The 16,328-nt window shown below is 42.2% G+C and carries 20 protein-coding genes, 7 tRNA genes and 5 pseudogenes; 29 read left to right on the top strand and 3 right to left on the bottom strand.

Annotation, left to right across the window (positions count from 1 at the left end; all coding sequences use genetic code 11):
- Position 1: 1 nt before the first annotated feature.
- From acpS to KXD37_RS21365, 17 genes and pseudogenes are all read left to right on the top strand, one after another.
- Positions 2 to 367: a holo-ACP synthase gene (acpS, locus tag KXD37_RS21445; RefSeq protein WP_106020948.1), complete on the top strand. Its 366-nt coding sequence runs from the start codon at positions 2 to 4 to the stop codon at positions 365 to 367.
- A 165-nt stretch (positions 368 to 532) separates the two neighbouring features.
- The gene (locus KXD37_RS21440) at positions 533 to 1,549 is read left to right on the top strand and encodes a LolA family protein (RefSeq protein ID WP_081638241.1); all 1,017 of its coding nucleotides are present in this window, start codon (positions 533 to 535) and stop codon (positions 1,547 to 1,549) included.
- A 116-nt stretch (positions 1,550 to 1,665) separates the two neighbouring features.
- Positions 1,666 to 2,835: an alanine racemase gene (alr, locus tag KXD37_RS21435; protein ID WP_024120297.1), complete on the top strand. Its 1,170-nt coding sequence runs from the start codon at positions 1,666 to 1,668 to the stop codon at positions 2,833 to 2,835.
- Between the two features lie 117 nt (positions 2,836 to 2,952).
- The gene (gene endB / locus KXD37_RS21430; RefSeq protein ID WP_003225183.1) at positions 2,953 to 3,234 is read left to right on the top strand and encodes a type II toxin-antitoxin system antitoxin EndoAI; all 282 of its coding nucleotides are present in this window, start codon (positions 2,953 to 2,955) and stop codon (positions 3,232 to 3,234) included.
- 4 nt (positions 3,235 to 3,238) lie between these two features.
- A complete protein-coding gene (gene ndoA / locus KXD37_RS21425; protein WP_003156187.1) occupies positions 3,239 to 3,589 on the top strand; it encodes a type II toxin-antitoxin system endoribonuclease NdoA in 351 nt (116 codons plus the stop codon).
- A 115-nt stretch (positions 3,590 to 3,704) separates the two neighbouring features.
- Positions 3,705 to 4,529: an RsbT co-antagonist protein RsbRA gene (gene rsbRA / locus KXD37_RS21420; RefSeq protein ID WP_081638235.1), complete on the top strand. Its 825-nt coding sequence runs from the start codon at positions 3,705 to 3,707 to the stop codon at positions 4,527 to 4,529.
- Positions 4,530 to 4,533: 4 nt separating this feature from the next.
- Positions 4,534 to 4,899: an RsbT antagonist protein RsbS gene (rsbS, locus tag KXD37_RS21415; protein WP_003225190.1), complete on the top strand. Its 366-nt coding sequence runs from the start codon at positions 4,534 to 4,536 to the stop codon at positions 4,897 to 4,899.
- A gap of 2 nt (positions 4,900 to 4,901) precedes the next feature.
- The gene (rsbT, locus tag KXD37_RS21410) at positions 4,902 to 5,303 is read left to right on the top strand and encodes a serine/threonine-protein kinase RsbT (protein WP_106020946.1); all 402 of its coding nucleotides are present in this window, start codon (positions 4,902 to 4,904) and stop codon (positions 5,301 to 5,303) included.
- 11 nt (positions 5,304 to 5,314) lie between these two features.
- The gene (gene rsbU / locus KXD37_RS21405; protein WP_024120300.1) at positions 5,315 to 6,322 is read left to right on the top strand and encodes a phosphoserine phosphatase RsbU; all 1,008 of its coding nucleotides are present in this window, start codon (positions 5,315 to 5,317) and stop codon (positions 6,320 to 6,322) included.
- A 60-nt stretch (positions 6,323 to 6,382) separates the two neighbouring features.
- Positions 6,383 to 6,712: an anti-sigma factor antagonist RsbV gene (gene rsbV, locus KXD37_RS21400; RefSeq protein ID WP_024120301.1), complete on the top strand. Its 330-nt coding sequence runs from the start codon at positions 6,383 to 6,385 to the stop codon at positions 6,710 to 6,712.
- Entirely contained in the window at positions 6,709 to 7,191 is a 483-nt protein-coding gene (gene rsbW, locus KXD37_RS21395) for an anti-sigma B factor RsbW (protein ID WP_024120302.1), read from the top strand. Before rsbV ends, rsbW begins: the two co-directional genes overlap by 4 nt.
- Entirely contained in the window at positions 7,157 to 7,945 is a 789-nt protein-coding gene (gene sigB / locus KXD37_RS21390) for an RNA polymerase sigma factor SigB (RefSeq protein WP_024120303.1), read from the top strand. The genes rsbW and sigB overlap by 35 nt, the downstream gene beginning before the upstream one ends.
- Positions 7,945 to 8,544, top strand: coding sequence for a phosphoserine phosphatase RsbX (rsbX, locus tag KXD37_RS21385; RefSeq protein ID WP_024120304.1), 600 nt, complete (start codon positions 7,945 to 7,947; stop codon positions 8,542 to 8,544). The genes sigB and rsbX overlap by 1 nt, the downstream gene beginning before the upstream one ends.
- A gap of 110 nt (positions 8,545 to 8,654) precedes the next feature.
- On the top strand, positions 8,655 to 9,080 hold the full coding sequence (locus KXD37_RS21380; protein ID WP_038954149.1) for a hypothetical protein: 426 nt from the start codon (positions 8,655 to 8,657) through the stop codon (positions 9,078 to 9,080).
- Positions 9,077 to 9,516, top strand: a pseudogene (locus KXD37_RS21375) (EVE domain-containing protein). Before KXD37_RS21380 ends, KXD37_RS21375 begins: the two are co-directional and overlap by 4 nt.
- Positions 9,500 to 9,943, top strand: a complete 444-nt coding sequence (locus tag KXD37_RS21370; RefSeq protein ID WP_087992953.1) for a MarR family winged helix-turn-helix transcriptional regulator — start codon at positions 9,500 to 9,502, stop codon at positions 9,941 to 9,943. Before KXD37_RS21375 ends, KXD37_RS21370 begins: the two are co-directional and overlap by 17 nt.
- Positions 9,944 to 10,036: 93 nt before the next feature.
- The gene (locus KXD37_RS21365) at positions 10,037 to 12,196 is read left to right on the top strand and encodes a Tex family protein (protein ID WP_127695935.1); all 2,160 of its coding nucleotides are present in this window, start codon (positions 10,037 to 10,039) and stop codon (positions 12,194 to 12,196) included.
- 9 nt (positions 12,197 to 12,205) lie between these two features.
- Here KXD37_RS21365 and cmpA read toward each other — a convergent pair whose 3' ends face one another.
- Positions 12,206 to 12,319: a cortex morphogenetic protein CmpA gene (gene cmpA / locus KXD37_RS21360; protein WP_003225207.1), complete on the bottom strand. Its 114-nt coding sequence runs from the start codon at positions 12,317 to 12,319 to the stop codon at positions 12,206 to 12,208.
- A 103-nt stretch (positions 12,320 to 12,422) separates the two neighbouring features.
- Here cmpA and KXD37_RS21355 point away from each other — a divergent pair, with 103 nt between their 5' ends.
- The 8 genes from KXD37_RS21355 to KXD37_RS21320 all read left to right on the top strand — a co-directional run bounded on the left by KXD37_RS21355 (position 12,423) and on the right by KXD37_RS21320 (position 13,718).
- The gene (locus KXD37_RS21355) at positions 12,423 to 12,875 is read left to right on the top strand and encodes a SprT family protein (RefSeq protein ID WP_024120307.1); all 453 of its coding nucleotides are present in this window, start codon (positions 12,423 to 12,425) and stop codon (positions 12,873 to 12,875) included.
- A 123-nt stretch (positions 12,876 to 12,998) separates the two neighbouring features.
- Positions 12,999 to 13,073, top strand: a tRNA-Asn gene (locus tag KXD37_RS21350).
- A gap of 5 nt (positions 13,074 to 13,078) precedes the next feature.
- Positions 13,079 to 13,169, top strand: a tRNA-Ser gene (locus KXD37_RS21345).
- Positions 13,170 to 13,198: 29 nt separating this feature from the next.
- Positions 13,199 to 13,270, top strand: a tRNA-Glu gene (locus KXD37_RS21340).
- Positions 13,271 to 13,282: 12 nt separating this feature from the next.
- A tRNA-Gln gene (locus KXD37_RS21335) sits at positions 13,283 to 13,357 on the top strand.
- 27 nt (positions 13,358 to 13,384) lie between these two features.
- A tRNA-Lys gene (locus tag KXD37_RS21330) sits at positions 13,385 to 13,460 on the top strand.
- A gap of 11 nt (positions 13,461 to 13,471) precedes the next feature.
- A tRNA-Leu gene (locus KXD37_RS21325) sits at positions 13,472 to 13,553 on the top strand.
- An 81-nt stretch (positions 13,554 to 13,634) separates the two neighbouring features.
- A tRNA-Leu gene (locus tag KXD37_RS21320) sits at positions 13,635 to 13,718 on the top strand.
- Between the two features lie 85 nt (positions 13,719 to 13,803).
- Here KXD37_RS21320 and KXD37_RS21315 read toward each other — a convergent pair.
- Positions 13,804 to 13,896: pseudogene (locus KXD37_RS21315) on the bottom strand (hypothetical protein); the annotation flags it as partial.
- A gap of 187 nt (positions 13,897 to 14,083) precedes the next feature.
- Positions 14,084 to 14,647 carry a GNAT family N-acetyltransferase gene (locus KXD37_RS21310; protein ID WP_106020940.1) on the bottom strand — a complete coding sequence of 188 codons (564 nt, stop codon included), beginning with the start codon at positions 14,645 to 14,647 and terminating at the stop codon, positions 14,084 to 14,086.
- Between the two features lie 131 nt (positions 14,648 to 14,778).
- Between KXD37_RS21310 and KXD37_RS21305 the strand changes: the two are divergent.
- The 4 genes and pseudogenes from KXD37_RS21305 to KXD37_RS24185 form a co-directional block, all read left to right on the top strand.
- Positions 14,779 to 14,916 (top strand): annotated as a pseudogene (locus KXD37_RS21305) (lipoprotein); the annotation flags it as partial.
- A gap of 354 nt (positions 14,917 to 15,270) precedes the next feature.
- On the top strand, positions 15,271 to 15,735 hold the full coding sequence (locus tag KXD37_RS21300; protein WP_188323559.1) for a DUF441 domain-containing protein: 465 nt from the start codon (positions 15,271 to 15,273) through the stop codon (positions 15,733 to 15,735).
- Between the two features lie 92 nt (positions 15,736 to 15,827).
- Positions 15,828 to 15,917 (top strand): annotated as a pseudogene (locus KXD37_RS21295) (hypothetical protein); the annotation flags it as partial.
- A gap of 35 nt (positions 15,918 to 15,952) precedes the next feature.
- Positions 15,953 to 16,300: pseudogene (locus KXD37_RS24185) on the top strand (cystatin-like fold lipoprotein).
- Positions 16,301 to 16,328 lie beyond the last annotated feature (28 nt).

Genomic DNA, 16,328 nt, shown 5'->3' with positions numbered 1-16,328 from the left:
CATGATTTACGGTATAGGATTAGACATCGTTGAGCTTAAGCGGATCGCTTCAATGGCCGATCGCCAGAAACGATTTGCCGAGCGTATTTTAACAGGCGGCGAACTTGCTCAGTATCATGAGCTTTCTGAGAAAAGAAAAATTGAATTTCTCGCAGGAAGATTTGCGGCAAAAGAAGCTTTTTCGAAAGCATACGGCACAGGAATAGGCAAGAAATTAAGTTTTCAAGATATTGAAGTGACAAAAAATTCGAATGGCAAGCCTTTTATTGTTTGCGCAAAGCTGAGCCAAGCCGCTGTTCATGTGTCAATCACTCATACGAAGGAATATGCGGCTGCACAGGTTGTTATTGAAAGGTTGTCAAGCTAGTCTGCATATTAGGGACACCCCTCTCATATATTTGATAATGCATTAAGGGAGACGAGTTGTTTGAGGCTTTTATGGTACGCCTCTGTTCTGTTTAACCGTGTACCGAGCGTACCGTTAAAGTCAAACAAGCGATTTCTTCCTTTTACATCAATTGAGAAAAAGGGGTTGAAAAAGGTGAGAAAAAGCTTTGTTTTGCTTTTAACGGGACTGCTGGCTGTCCTTATTCTTTCTGCCTGCGGACAAAAATCACAGGAAGATGTCGTTACCGGGCTGGACGAGAAGGCGAAAGAATATACCTCGTACAAAGCAAAAGCAAAAATGACCATTGAGACAGGGAGTGACCCGCAAGTATACAATGTGGAAATCTGGCACAAAAAACCGTCTCTGTACCGGGTCTATTTGGAAAATCCGAAAAAGGACCAAAACCAAGTCATTTTACGAAATGAAAACGGAGTATTTGTTCTCACACCGTCTTTAAATAAGAGCTTCAGGTTTCAAAGCGACTGGCCAAACAACAGCAGCCAAGTCTATTTGTTTGAATCGCTTGTAAAGGATGTTCAAAATGATTCGGATGCAGTCTTCACTTCAAAAGAATCAGAATACGTATTTGAAACAAAAACGAACTATCAGCATAACAAAATGCTTCCGACACAAGAAATCACATTTAACAAGAAGGACATGAGCCCGCTATCTGTCAAAGTCATGGATACCGACCGTAAAGTGATGGTGAAAGTAGAGTTCAGCAGCTTCCAATTCAATAAGCAATTTGACAAAGAGTCCTTTGATGAAAAGAAAAATATGACCCTTTCTCAAATGGATGTCGCCACTAGCGCGAAGCCTTCCGACTCTTTTGCCGTCAAAACGCCGCTTGAACTGCCGCTAGGCGTAAAACTGCTTGAAGAAAAAGATATTTCAACGGAAGATGGCAAGCGCGTCATCATGACTTACGGCGGAGAAAAATCGTTTACCTTAATTCAGGAAAAAGCCCAGGTTGCGAAAGCGTCCTCCTCAGTCACGCTGAACGCGGAACCGGTGAATCTCGGCTACACAATCGGCGCTTTGTCAGATGCTTCGCTAACATGGACTTACGAAGGCGTGGATTATCTTCTGTCATCAAAAGATCTTTCACAAGAGGAGATGGTGACAGTCGCCAAAAGCATGAAGGGACAATCATCCAAATAATCTCCTAAAGGCCGAATCAAATTTGGCCTTTTTTTCGTCAGGCAGAATTTCACTTTGCCCTATAATTTTAGTATGATATGTAAATGATATTGAATAAACGCTAGGAAGTGTCATAAATGAGCACAAAACCTTTTTACAGAGACACGTGGGCGGAAATTGATCTGTCCGCGATTAAAGAAAATGTCAGTAATATGAAAAAACACATCGGTGAACATGTCCACCTGATGGCGGTTGTGAAAGCAAATGCCTACGGACATGGGGATGCCGAAGTAGCGAAGGCGGCTCTTGAGTCAGGTGCTTCATGCTTAGCCGTGGCGATCTTGGATGAAGCGATTTCTCTTCGCCAGCGGGGCCTGAAAGCGCCTATATTGGTGCTCGGCGCGGTTCCTCCGGAGTATGTGAAAATCGCGGCGGAATACGATGTGACGTTAACGGGTTATTCTGTTGAATGGCTTCAGGAAGCTGCGCGCCACCTCAAGAAAGCTTCCCTTCATTTTCATCTGAAAGTCGATACGGGAATGAACAGGCTCGGCGTAAAAACAGAAGAAGAGATTCATCACGTGATGAAAATTCTGGAGCGCAACCCAGGCTTAAAATGCAAAGGGGTCTTCACTCATTTTGCGACTGCTGATGAAAAACAAAGAGACTACTTTCTGATGCAGTTTGAACGCTTTAAAGAATTGATTGCTCCTCTGCCTTTAAAGAAAATGATGGTTCACTGCGCCAACAGCGCCGCCGGCCTGCGTCTGAAAAAAGGCTTTTTTAACGCGGTCAGATTTGGCATCGGCATGTACGGCCTGCGTCCGTCAGCGGAAATTACCGATGAAATCCCGTTTAAACTGCGTCCCGCATTCACCCTGCATTCGACCCTGTCGCATGTCAAAAAGGTACATAAAGGGGAAAGTGTCAGCTACGGGGCGGAATACACGGCGGAAAAAGACACATGGATCGGAACGGTACCCGTTGGCTATGCGGACGGCTGGCTCCGCCAATTAAAGGGAACAGAGATACTCGTGAAAGGAAAACGGCTGAAAATCGCCGGCCGAATCTGCATGGACCAATTTATGGTGGAGCTGGATCAGGAATATCCGCCGGGCTCAAAAGTCACATTGATCGGCTGCCAGGGGGATGAATATATTTCCATGGATGAGGTCGCAGGCAGGCTCGAAACCATTAACTACGAGGTGGCTTGTACAATAAGTTCCCGCGTTCCCCGTATGTTTTTGGAAAATGGGAGTATAATGGAAGTAAGAAACCCTTTATTGCAGGGGAATGCAAGCGAATAGCTCATATCACGATAGAGAATTTTTAAAACAGCTTTGCTTGAAGAGTGAATAATGGTATCATTATCACTGGATGGATAAAAGAGTCGTATCCGTAAGTTTGGTGGAGGTGTATGTTTTTTGTCTGAATCCAGCGCAAGAACCGAAATGAAAATCAGCTTGCCCGAAAACCTAGTAGCTGAATTGGATGGTGTAGCGATGCGGGAGAAACGAAGCAGAAACGAACTGATATCACAAGCAGTGAGAGCCTATGTCAGCGAACGAACAACTCGTCACAACCGTGATTTGATGAGACGCGGCTATATGGAAATGGCGAAAATCAACCTGAACATTTCTTCCGAGGCTCACTTTGCGGAGTGCGAGGCTGAAACGACAGTTGAGCGCTTAGTCAGCGGAGGATAATCATTTGATTGTGAAACGCGGCGATGTTTATTTTGCTGATTTATCTCCTGTTGTTGGCTCAGAGCAAGGCGGGGTGCGCCCGGTTTTAGTGATCCAAAATGACATCGGAAATCGCTTCAGCCCAACTGCTATTGTTGCAGCCATAACAGCCCAAATACAGAAAGCGAAATTACCAACCCACGTCGAAATTGATGCAAAACGCTACGGTTTTGAAAGAGATTCCGTTATTTTGCTGGAGCAAATTCGGACGATTGACAAGCAAAGGTTAACGGATAAGATTACTCATCTGGATGATGAAATGATGGATAAGGTTGATGAAGCCTTACAGATCAGTTTGGCACTCATTGATTTTTAGTAATATTTACCTGGTTGCTCAAATAGAGCAACTTTTTTTGTTTTCAAAAAACATTAACGATATAATAGTGGAATAACGAAAAAATATGTTGTTTTTTATCGGGAGGTAAGCGAATTTGATGTCGAATCAGACTGTCTATCAGTTCATAGCCGAGAATCAAAATGAACTGCTTCAATTGTGGACTGACACACTAAAAGAATTAAGTGAACAAGAATCATATCAGCTGACTGACCAAGTTTATGAAAATATATCTAAAGAATATATCGACATTCTGCTTTCATCTGTTAATGATGAGAGCGCTGCTGAAAGCCAAATCAGCGAACTGGCGCTGAGAGCCGTTCAAATCGGACTTTCTTTGAAGTTTCTGGCTACGGCGCTTGCTGAATTCTGGAAGCGTCTCTACACGAAGATGAACGATAAGAGATTGCCAGATCAAGAGAGTACAGAATTAATCTGGCAGATTGACCGCTTCTTCAGTCCGATTAATACAGAAATTTTTAATCAGTACTCCATCTCATGGGAAAAAACAGTATCCCTGCAAAAAATCGCACTGCAGGAGCTTTCTGCGCCGCTGATCCCGGTTTTTGAAAATATAACGGTCATGCCGCTGGTCGGAACGATTGATACGGAACGCGCAAAACGAATTATGGAGAATCTGCTTAACGGCGTTGTCAAACACCGTTCCCAAGTCGTGCTGATCGATATTACCGGTGTGCCTGTCGTCGATACGATGGTTGCCCATCATATTATTCAGGCGTCTGAAGCGGTAAGGCTTGTCGGAGCGAAATGCCTGCTTGCCGGAATCCGTCCGGAAATCGCCCAGACGATCGTTAACCTTGGCATTGATTTATCCCAAGTTATTACTAAGAATACCCTGCAAAAAGGAATTCAAACAGCATTGGAAATGACGGATCGAAAAATCGTTTCATTGGGGGAATAATATTGTGAGACATCCGAAAATCCCGATCTTGAAACTGTATAATTGCTTATTAGTATCTATTCAATGGGAACTAGATGATCAAACCGCATTAACCTTTCAAGAAGACTTATTAAATAAAATATACGAAACAGGTGCAAACGGGGTCGTCATTGACCTGACATCTGTGGATATGATTGATTCATTTATCGCCAAAGTGCTGGGTGATGTCATCACAATGTCTAAGTTAATGGGCGCAAAAGTTGTCTTAACCGGCATTCAGCCCGCCGTTGCGGTGACGCTGATTGAACTTGGAATCGCGCTTGAGGAAATCGAAACGGCGCTCGACTTAGAGCAAGGGCTTGAGACATTGAAGCGGGAATTGGGGGAATAGCTATGAACGACCAATCCTGTGTAAAGATCATGACAGAATGGGATATCGTGGCAGCCAGACAGCTAGGGCGAAACGTTGCAAAAGAGCTGGGGTTCGGCACAGTAGACCAGGCAAGAATCACAACGGCTATATCAGAATTAGCCAGAAATATTTATTTATATGCCGGCAAGGGCCAGATTGGAATTGAACAGGTTGCAGACAGAGGAAAAATGGGCCTGAAAATTATAGCGGAAGACAAAGGGCCGGGAATTCCTGATATCCGAAAAGTCATGGAAGACGGGTTTTCAACGTCAGGCGGACTGGGAGCGGGACTTCCCGGCGTGAAAAGGCTGATGGATGAATTTAGCTTAAATTCCGTAACGGGGGAAGGAACAGAGATACAAGCCATAAAATGGCTTCGGTAGGAGGTTAGAAAGTGGATTTTAGGGAGGTTATTGAGCAGCGGTACCATCAGCTGCTTAACCGATATATAGCCGAATTAACAGAAACATCTTTATATCAAGCCCAAAAATTCAGCCGAAAAACAATCGAGCATCAAATTCCTCCGGAAGAAATCATCAGTATTCACCGAAAAGTGCTGAAGGAACTGTATCCGAGTCTCCCGGAAGATGTTTTTCATTCGCTGGATTTTTTAATAGAAGTCATGATTGGATATGGAATGGCTTATCAGGAGCATCAAACCCTCAGAGGGATACAGCAGGAAATTAAATCAGAAATTGAAATCGCAGCTAATGTACAGCAGACGCTTCTGGGAACAAAAATTCCGGAGGAAGAAGCGCTGGACATCGGCGCGATCAGTGTGCCCGCCAAACAGATGAGCGGTGATTATTACCATTTTGTTAAAGACAAAGAGTCCATTAATATTGCCATTGCTGACGTCATCGGCAAAGGAATTCCGGCAGCTTTATGTATGTCTATGATTAAATACGCGATGGATTCTTTGCCGGAAACGGGCATTCACCCTTCACAGGTGCTGAAAAACTTGAATCGTGTTGTTGAACAAAACGTTGATGCCAGTATGTTTATTACGATGTTTTATGCCAATTACAATACGGACAGTCATCGATTTACATATGCTTCAGCGGGACATGAACCGGGATTCTACTATTCTCAAAAAGACAATGCATTTTACGATTTAGAAGCTAAAGGGCTGGTTCTCGGGATCTCGCAGGATTATGACTACCGGCAATTTGACCAGTATCTCGAAAAGGGAGATATGATTGTTTTATTTTCTGACGGCGTTACAGAATGCAGGACAGAAAACGGTTTCTTGGAGCGTCTTGATATACAGAAGCTCATTGAGGAACATATGTGTTGCTCTGCGCAGGAAATGGTCAAAAACATATATGACAGCCTCCTCAAATTGCAGGATTTTCAGCTTCACGATGATTTTACGTTAATTGTTTTAAGAAGAAAGGTTTAGCGTTTGCCAGCCGAGGGTATACAACAACTATGATTTAAAGGATACTTTGAGGTGATATGAATGAATATAAATGTTGATGTGCGACAGAATGTGAATGATATACAAGTAAACATTGCAGGAGAAATTGATGTGTATTCAGCTCCGGTTCTCAGAGAAAAACTCGTTCCTCTGGCAGAACAAGGCGCTGACTTAAGGATTTGCCTGAAGGATGTCAGCTACATGGACAGTACCGGGCTTGGCGTCTTTGTAGGTGTATTTAAAACAGTGAAAAAACAAGGCGGTTCGCTCAAGCTTGAAAATCTGTCTGACCGCCTGATCCGTCTGTTTGAAATTACAGGTCTAAAGGACATCATTGATATTTCTGCAAAGTCAGAAGGTGGAGTGCAATGAAGAACAAAGCTGATTACATCGAAATGAAAGTGCCGGCCCAGCCTGAATACGTAGGGATTATACGGCTGACTCTGTCAGGCGTCGCTAGCAGAATGGGCTATACGTACGATGAGATTGAAGATTTGAAAATCGCAGTGAGTGAAGCGTGTACAAATGCGGTTCAGCACGCATATAAAGAAGACAAAAACGGGGAAGTGTCAATCCGATTCGGTGTGTTCGAGGATCGTTTAGAGGTCATTGTGGCGGATGAAGGCGACAGCTTTGATTTTGATGAAAAGCAGCAGGATCTTGGACCGTACACACCTTCACACACAGTCGATCAATTATCAGAAGGAGGGCTCGGTCTATATTTAATGGAAACGCTCATGGATGAAGTCAGAGTGCAAAACAACTCCGGCGTCACCGTAGCGATGACAAAGTATTTAAATGGGGAGCGAGTTGATCATGACACAACCATCAAAAACTACGAAACTAACTAAGGATGAAGTCGATCGGCTCATAAGCGATTACCAAACAAAACAAGATGAACAGGCACAGGAAACGCTTGTGCAGGTGTATACAAATCTGGTTGATATGCTTGCGAAGAAATACTCAAAAGGCAAAAGCTTCCACGAAGATCTCCGCCAGGTCGGCATGATCGGGCTTCTCGGCGCAATAAAACGCTACGATCCCGTGGTGGGCAAATCGTTTGAAGCTTTTGCGATTCCGACAATTATCGGGGAGATTAAACGTTTCCTTAGAGATAAGACGTGGAGCGTTCATGTTCCGAGACGAATCAAAGAACTGGGGCCGAGAATCAAAATGGCGGTCGATCAGCTGACGACAGAAACACAAAGGTCGCCGAAAGTGGAAGAGATTGCTGAATTCCTCGATGTATCAGAGGAAGAGGTTCTTGAAACCATGGAGATGGGGAAAAGCTATCAAGCCTTATCTGTAGATCACAGCATTGAAGCAGATGCGGACGGAAGCACAGTTACCATTCTCGATATCGTCGGATCACAGGAGGATGGATATGAACGGGTGAACCAGCAAATGATGCTGCAAAGCGTGCTTCATGTCCTTTCAGACCGTGAAAAACAAATCATAGACCTAACGTACATTCAAAACAAAAGCCAAAAAGAAACTGGGGACATTCTCGGTATATCTCAAATGCACGTCTCGCGTCTGCAGCGCAAAGCTGTGAAGAAGCTTAGAGAGGCCTTGATTGAAGATCCCTCCATGGAGTTAATGTAATGATCCAGGTTGAAGAAAACCAGCATATTCAAACCCTTGTATACCAACTGAATAAAGAAGGAAAATCCATTTGCGGCGACAGCTTTTTTATGAAAGCTGATGATAAAGAATTGATTTGTGCGGTAGCTGACGGTCTTGGAAGCGGATCGCTTGCCAACGAATCTTCTTCAGCAATCAAAGACTTAGTGGAAAACTATGCGAACGAAGACGTACAAAGCATTATCGAACGCTGTAATCAGGCGATGAGAAACAAAAGAGGGGCGACAGCTTCTATCTTAAAAATCAACTTTGAACAAAGGCAGTTTACGTACTGCTCCGTCGGAAATGTACGTTTTATCCTGCATTCCCCGTCTGGTGAAAGCTTTTATCCTCTGCCGATTTCAGGCTATTTATCAGGCAAGCCGCAAAAATACAAAACGCACACCGCTACCTATGAAAAGGGTTCTAAGTTCATTATACATACAGATGGACTCAACGTACCCGATATCCGCTCCCATTTGAAAAAAGGCCAATCGGTAGAAGACATATCGAATTCACTGAAAATGTACACGACATCAAGAAAAGACGATCTGACATATATTCTTGGGCAGCTGTCCTAGAAGAGTAGAAAAAAGAAGCTGGGAAAGCCGGCTTCTTTTTTTGTGATTGACTATTAGTAAGTGCACTTATTATAATTAATAAGTGTACTTATTATTTAGGGGGATTACAAATGTGGAAATATGAATACACTGCAATATCAGATGCGGCACCAGAAGAAATCTGGAAATATTATCAGCACCCAGAATCCTGGAAACAGTGGGATGCGGGCATCACATCAGCTTCTCTGAAAGGGCCGTTTCAAAATGAAACGGAAGGAGCATTGCTTTTGCGAGGAAATACAGTTCCATTTTGGCTTGAACATGTGGAGAAGCATCAATCATTTTCTGTCATATCCCACCTTCCGAATACAAATGTAAAAATGGAATTTTATCATGTACTGCAAAAGCGACAAGAGGGTCTAAACATCACGCATGGGGTTGTATTGGAAGGCGCAGAAGCAAAAAAATGGGGAGAAAAAATCGGGCAGGAACTGTCTAAAGACATCCCAGAGTCAGTCAACTGCCTTGTCCGTCTTTGCAAAGGAATGCTAAAATGAACACAAAATATTGGGTTGGCGTCGTGTCAGAGCAGCATGTTTTAAAAGGGACCGCCGGCGGATTTGCCCAAGTATGCCACGGTAAAAAAGCGCCTCTTGCCAGGATGAAAGAGAATGATTGGCTTATTTATTATTCTCCGCGAGATGCATATCCGGACGGCAGGCTGCTGCGATGTTTTACCGCTATCGGAAAAGTGAAGAGCGGAAACGTCTATCAATATCAAATGGCTCCGGACTTTATCCCATACCGGTTAGACATTGATTACTTTCCGTGTGAAAAAATAGGTTTTTACGATATTAAATCTCAGTTGGAATTTGTTCAGGAAACAAATCATCTCGGGCTTTTATTTCGAAGAGGGCACTTTGAAATCAGCAAAAATGATTTTTTGACAATATCACAAGCGATGGGAGTAATATAAGTGAAATGGCACTCTGAATTTAGCGGACCGAACACAAGTCCAGGTTTTTTATTATGGCAGGTCACACAAAGCTGGCAGCGGAAAATAGGGAAAGCATTGGCTGAGCATGACCTTACCCACGTTCAATTTGTTCTCCTGACCTCATGCAAGTATATGATTGCTCATGGAGAAACCGTCACGCAAAAAAAACTCGCAGGCTTCAGCCAGACCAATATCATGATGGTATCAGAGGTTGTGCGGACGCTTGAGAAAAAGGGATTTATCCAAAGAAGCAAAAATCCTCAGGATAAAAGGGAAGTTCTTCTGTCATTAACAGAAACAGGAGAGGAAAGAGTAACCTCTGCTCTGCCGATTGTCGAGCGGATTGACCAATCTTTTTTTGAAGCAGCCATGATAAAAGAGAACTTTCTAAGCGGCTTACAGGAACTCTTGAAAAATGAATAAAAATACGGGCAGCGGCAGCTGTCTTTTTTTATGTGTTTTTTTCTGTTTTTGATACACTAGAGTAAGAACGACAAAATTGGAGGCTATGGTTACATGGAAACGTCAGCCCTTTTGAAACAGCAAATTGCGAAAGAAATAGGTTTATCACAAAAACATGTTGAAAGCGTCATCCGCCTGCTTGAGGACGGCAACACAGTTCCGTTCATCGCCAGATATCGAAAAGAGCAGACGGGTTCAATGGACGAGGTTCAGATTCAGACCATTTCTGAACGATGGCAATACATACAAAACCTGAATCAGCGAAAAGAAGAAGTAATCAGGCTAATCGCCGAGCAGGATAAACTAACAGTTGAATTAAAACGCAAAATTGACCAATCCGTAAAACTTCAGGAAGTAGAAGACCTCTACCGTCCGTATAAACAAAAGCGCAAAACGAAAGCGACAGTCGCCAAAAGCAAAGGCCTTGAGCCGCTTGCCGACTATATTATGACCCTTCCGCAAGATGACCGCCTTGCAGAAACAGCAGACCAATATATCAGTGAAGAAAAAGAAGTGTTCACCAGAGAAGAAGCCATTGAAGGCGCCAAACACATTATTGCGGAACAAATCTCAGACGAACCGAATTTCAGAAAATGGATTCGCCAGGAAACCTTTAAAAAAGGAACGATCAAGTCAGCTGCCGGAAAATCAGCAGACACAGATGAAAAAAACGTGTACGAAATGTACTACGAGTATGAAGAGCCAATCGCAAAGGTCGTTCCGCACAGAGTGCTTGCCATGAACCGCGGCGAAAAAGAAGACATTTTAAAGGTGTCTATCGAACCGCCAGCAGATCACATTAAGGCTTACTTGGAAAAGCAAATCATCAAAAACCGTTCAACGTCTGTAAAAGAAATCTTGCAGGAAACGATTGAAGACAGCTACAAAAGACTGATTCAGCCTGCTATTGAACGTGAAATCAGAAAAGAGCTGTCGGAAAAAGCGGATGAACAGGCGATTCATATTTTCTCTGAGAACCTCAGAAAGCTTCTCCTTCAGCCGCCGATGAAAGGCAAGACGGTTCTCGGTGTAGATCCGGCTTTCCGAACAGGCTGTAAGCTGGCAGTGTCAGATGAAACCGGGAAAGTCTTAAAAATTGATGTGATTTACCCGCATGCACCTGTCAAAAAAACGAAGGAAGCTCATGAGAAAGTGAAAGCGATTCTTGAAGAGTATCAAGTGGAAATGGTGGCGATTGGAAACGGCACGGCCTCCAGGGAGACAGAGCAATTCATTGTGGATGTGCTGAAGGACACGCCGCGTGATATTTATTATGTGATTGTCAATGAAGCGGGGGCAAGCGTATACTCGGCATCTGAGCTTGCCAGAGAAGAATTTCCTGAGCTTCAGGTCGAGGAACGCAGTGCAGTATCCATCGCACGGAGACTTCAAGATCCGCTTGCGGAACTCGTCAAAATTGACCCGAAATCTGTAGGAGTGGGGCAGTATCAGCATGACGTCAGCCAAAAACGCTTAAATGAATCCCTGCGCTTTGTCGTTGAAACAGTCGTAAACCAGGTAGGAGTAAATGTCAACACAGCTTCCGCGGCGCTGCTTCAGTATGTAGCGGGATTATCAAAGTCCGTAGCGGGCAACATTGTCAAAAAGCGGGAAGAGCTCGGTAAATTTTCGAATCGAAAAGAACTGAAAGATATTCCAAGGCTCGGCGCGAAAACCTATGAACAATGTATCGGCTTTTTAAGAGTGCAGGAAGGGACAGAGCCTCTGGACAGAACAGGAATCCACCCGGAAAGCTATAAAGAAACAAAAACGCTTTTGAAAAAGTTCGGTCTTTCAACAGAGCAGATCGGTACGGCGGAATTGAAGGATAAAATCAACAAACTTGAGCTTTCTGAAACAGCAAAGGAACTGGGAATCGGTGAAATTACGCTGAAAGACATTTGTGAACAGCTGACAAGACCTGAACGTGATCCGCGTGATGAGGTGCCTAAGCCTCTGCTGAAAACAGACGTTCTTCAGCTGGAGGATCTGAAAGAAGGGATGGAGCTGCAGGGCACCGTGCGCAATGTAGTGGACTTCGGAGCGTTTGTTGATATCGGAGTCAAACAGGACGGGCTTGTGCACATTTCAAAACTCAGCAATCAATTCGTCAAGCATCCGCTTGATGTTGTATCCGTCGGTGACATCGTGACGGTTTGGGTTGACGGTGTCGATGTACAAAAAGGCAGAGTATCACTGTCTATGGTAAAATAAAAGCACTGCTTACGAGCAGTGTTTTTTCCTATAGAAATACCAGCATTGATTCAGCAGTTTAATTTGGTAATTATCTTTTTCAAGGAACGCTTTTTGCATCTGCTTTTTCAGCCAATTTGGCATAGGCTCATTCCTCCTCAGCTTTTATCATAAGAGGGGCGGTGATTACCATATTGTATGCGAACAGTGAATTGTCCCGTTCAATGTTTTTTTAGTGAGGTGCACCATGGATAACAAAGAGCTGCAAAAGCTTACAGAGGATATTTCTAACACATATTTCAAAAAGCCGTTTCGCCATCAGGCTGTTTTCAACGACAGACTTAAAACGACCGGCGGAAGATACCTGTTAACCTCTCATAACATTGAATTGAACAGAAAATATTTGATTGAACATGGGAGGGAGGAACTGATTGGCATTATTAAGCACGAGCTCTGCCATTATCATCTTCACCTTGAAGGAAAAGGATACAAGCACAGGGACAAAGATTTCAGAGCGCTTCTCCAGCAAGTCAATGCGCCCCGCTTCTGTACGCCTCTAAAGAAAAAAACAGAAAGCAACAAAACATATAGGTATATATGTACGGCTTGCGGCCAACAGTATATAAAGAGACGCGCCATGAATCCTGACAGATACAGATGCGGAAAATGCCGCGGGAAAATAAAAAGAATTTTTTCGTAAAAAAGGTTGACGAAACTAGCAAGCCTATGTTACATTATAAAAGTCGTCACGAGAGATAAATAAAAAATATTTACCTCTTGACTCTGAATGACAAGCCTGATATAATGAATATTGTCTCATTATTCCACAGTAGCTCAGTGGTAGAGCTATCGGCTGTTAACCGATCGGTCGCAGGTTCGAATCCTGCCTGTGGAGCCATATTTGGAGAAGTACTCAAGTGGCTGAAGAGGCGCCCCTGCTAAGGGTGTAGGTCGCGTAAGCGGCGCGAGGGTTCAAATCCCTCCTTCTCCGCCATAAGATTGCGATATAAGTTCTCAACCATCGGCCCGTTGGTCAAGCGGTTAAGACACCGCCCTTTCACGGCGGTAACACGGGTTCGAATCCCGTACGGGTCATTCCATTTTCGTTGGGCTATAGCCAAGCGGTAAGGCAACGGACTTTGACTCCGTCATGCGTTGGTTCGAATCCAGCTAGCCCAGCCATTTTTATTTTATGAAATTAAATAGTAAGAGCCATTAGCTCAGTTGGTAGAGCATCTGACTTTTAATCAGAGGGTCGAAGGTTCGAGTCCTTCATGGCTCACCATTTGTCTTTTTGCGGGTGTGGCGGAATTGGCAGACGCGCTAGACTTAGGATCTAGTGTCTTACGACGTGGGGGTTCGAGTCCCTTCACCCGCACTTTAATTACAAAGTGCACGCAAATAGGTTTTGCTAGGTTAAGAGCCTAATAAACCAGCACAAACACAATTTAATGATCACGCGGTCGTGGCGGAATGGCAGACGCGCTAGGTTGAGGGCCTAGTGGGTGAATAACCCGTGGAGGTTCAAGTCCTCTCGGCCGCATCAATGATACCAAGGGTTTTGACGACCTTGGTATTTTTTTGTGTTTATTTTTAAACGATCTACTGCCCACTAACTGCCCACTTACCTAAAGTAAGTCATCTAATTTATCAGCCATTTCCTTTTGTTTGTTTGGATATAGGTGTTCGTAAACGTCAATTGTCGTTTTTACAGAACCATGCTATGGATTCTCTTCTCGTTCAGATTAAAGGCACACAGTCAGCGTGCAAAAAAATTTTAGAGGAGTAGACTAACTTATCAAGACCAGAATAAAAAAGATAAATTTAAGAACATAACATATTAGTTATATAAAATATGTTATGTTCTTTCTTGTTGACTCGTTACTTTAAGTGTAAATATTCACCTTGTTACTTTATTAAAGAATAAAAACAAGTGTCAGTCAGCTTGCTGCCATCTGCGGATAAATCATCATTTTTTAAAGTGCCTTCAAATGAAAATCCAAGTTTTTCTGGGATAGCACGACTTTTAAGGTTTGTTGATTCACACCTTATTTCAATTCTTCTAAATTTGATATTATTTAATCCGAAGTTAGCTAATTTTTTTACTGCCTCTGTCATATATCCATTCCCGCTAAATTTAGTATTTACCCAGTACCCAATTTCACATTTAGGAATGGCCCAGTCAATCCTCTGAAGGCTAGTTATTCCAATTAAGTTATTGCTATCTTTATCAAAAATAAGAAAACGAAAACTTTCTCTCTTTAAAAAATTTATATGAGCATTTCTTAAGTTTATCTCTGTTTCTTCAACAGTAGGAAGTTCTTGAGCAAATGGCAACCACGCTTTTAATTCATTAAAAGAATCTCTAATTGCTTGGTTTACAATTTTTCCGTCTCCTGTTTGGTGTGGTGCTCGAAGAATTAGTCTTTCTGTTTCTAATTGTAAAGGAACATCTAACAACAAAGGATTCATTTGATTTCCCCTCTCGGTATTTTATATTAAAGAAGCAAAGCAAATGCAAAAAAACTTTATGACGGGACAAATATATTCAATTTGCATTTAATCTTCCAAGATTCTTTTTCTTAACTAACATCATATAAATCTATTATGAGAAAGTCGGCGATAAGTATCAAGAGATGGCTGGTATGCCAATGAACGGCGAAAATGATCGTCTGGGCTTATCGAAGAAAACACCAGACTATGAAGAAGTAAAAGATGAAGAGACAAAGTTAGAGGAGTAAACCATGTGTTTGCTCCTCTTTTTTTATCTTTAAAAGGACTGACGTGAGGTTGAGTTAAGTCTCAAAAGTAACGCAGTAATCTCAAAAAACGTGAAGGAGGAGAAATACAAATAGCAGCCATTCTAAGTCGACCGTCGACCTGATATATGGTAATATTATTCTGCATTTTAAAAAAAGTAAGGAGATGATAAAGGGTTCAAAATGGGATTGAAAACAGAAAAACATCTCATATACTTATTGAAATTAAAGATACAAACACTACATTTTACATTATTATATTTAATTGATTTTGTACTAGAATCTAGTATTTTTCTGCACTTATATCTTTTTTGTTAGTTTATTGGAGGGAGAATCTTGTTAAATACTTCATCATTGTTCTTAGTAATTATTTTTATCTTAGGAATCATAGGTAAGAACCAATCCATTACAATTGCTGCATACGTGCTGCTTGGCATTAAGGTTCTGCAGTTGGATGATAAAGTATTTCCTTTTCTAGCTTTCAAAGGATTGAGTATTGGGATTACCGTCCTCACCATTGCAGTACTTGTCCCTATTGCAAGTGGGGAGATCGGTTTCAATGAACTATATGCAAGCGTGAAATCTTATTATGCATGGGTAGCGTTAGTTGCAGGTATCCTGGTAGCAGTGATGGGTAAATATGGTGTTAATTTGATGTCATCAGACCCGCAGGTGACAGTAGCGCTTGTCGTTGGTACAATCCTTGCTGTTGTACTGTTAAATGGTGTAGCAGTAGGGCCGTTGATTGGAGCTGGTATTGCTTATATGGTATTTCAGATTATCGGCCTATTTACCAAATGAGTGTCACCTATTTATAAAAAATTAAAATTAAGTTTCCTATTTCATTTTTCGCGAATGGACAGCAAACGTATAAGATTGAAAAATTAAAGGATACGAAGCAAGTGTTAATTGTTCAAACGACTATGAAAAAAGAAAAAGATGGTTGGTTAGTTGATAATGTGCAGGTCAAGGGAAATAGATAAAAGGTGGAAAAGACAAAAATGAGGTAATGTTTATTTTGAAAAACCTTTTTATTTTCCTTTGTTTGGCAACAAGTATGATGATCGATTGATGAAGTAATTAGCCAATATAAAGAATAAAGAGAAGTAAATAATCCAAATTACGAAATAACAAGATATAATGCCTTGGTTAGAGTTTTTGATGGTGGTACATATATTCAAGTTGCTTTCTATACGCCTAAAGATTCTAAAGATGAATTATCTTCGTTTTCTTACTATGAAAAGCAAGGTGATGAATATACAAGGCTAGAAGGCATGTCAAGAACTGCGAAAATGATCGTCTTGATTTATCAAAGAAAACACCAGACTATGAAGAATCAAGAGGTAAAGAAACTAAAGTTAATTGAAAAGCAAACTATATAAAATAGTTTGCTT

This window comes from Bacillus sp. XT-2 (genome assembly GCF_025696525.1).
Lineage (GTDB): Bacteria > Bacillota > Bacilli > Bacillales > Bacillaceae > Bacillus > Bacillus halotolerans.
This window is presented reverse-complemented; position numbering and strand designations above follow the sequence as displayed.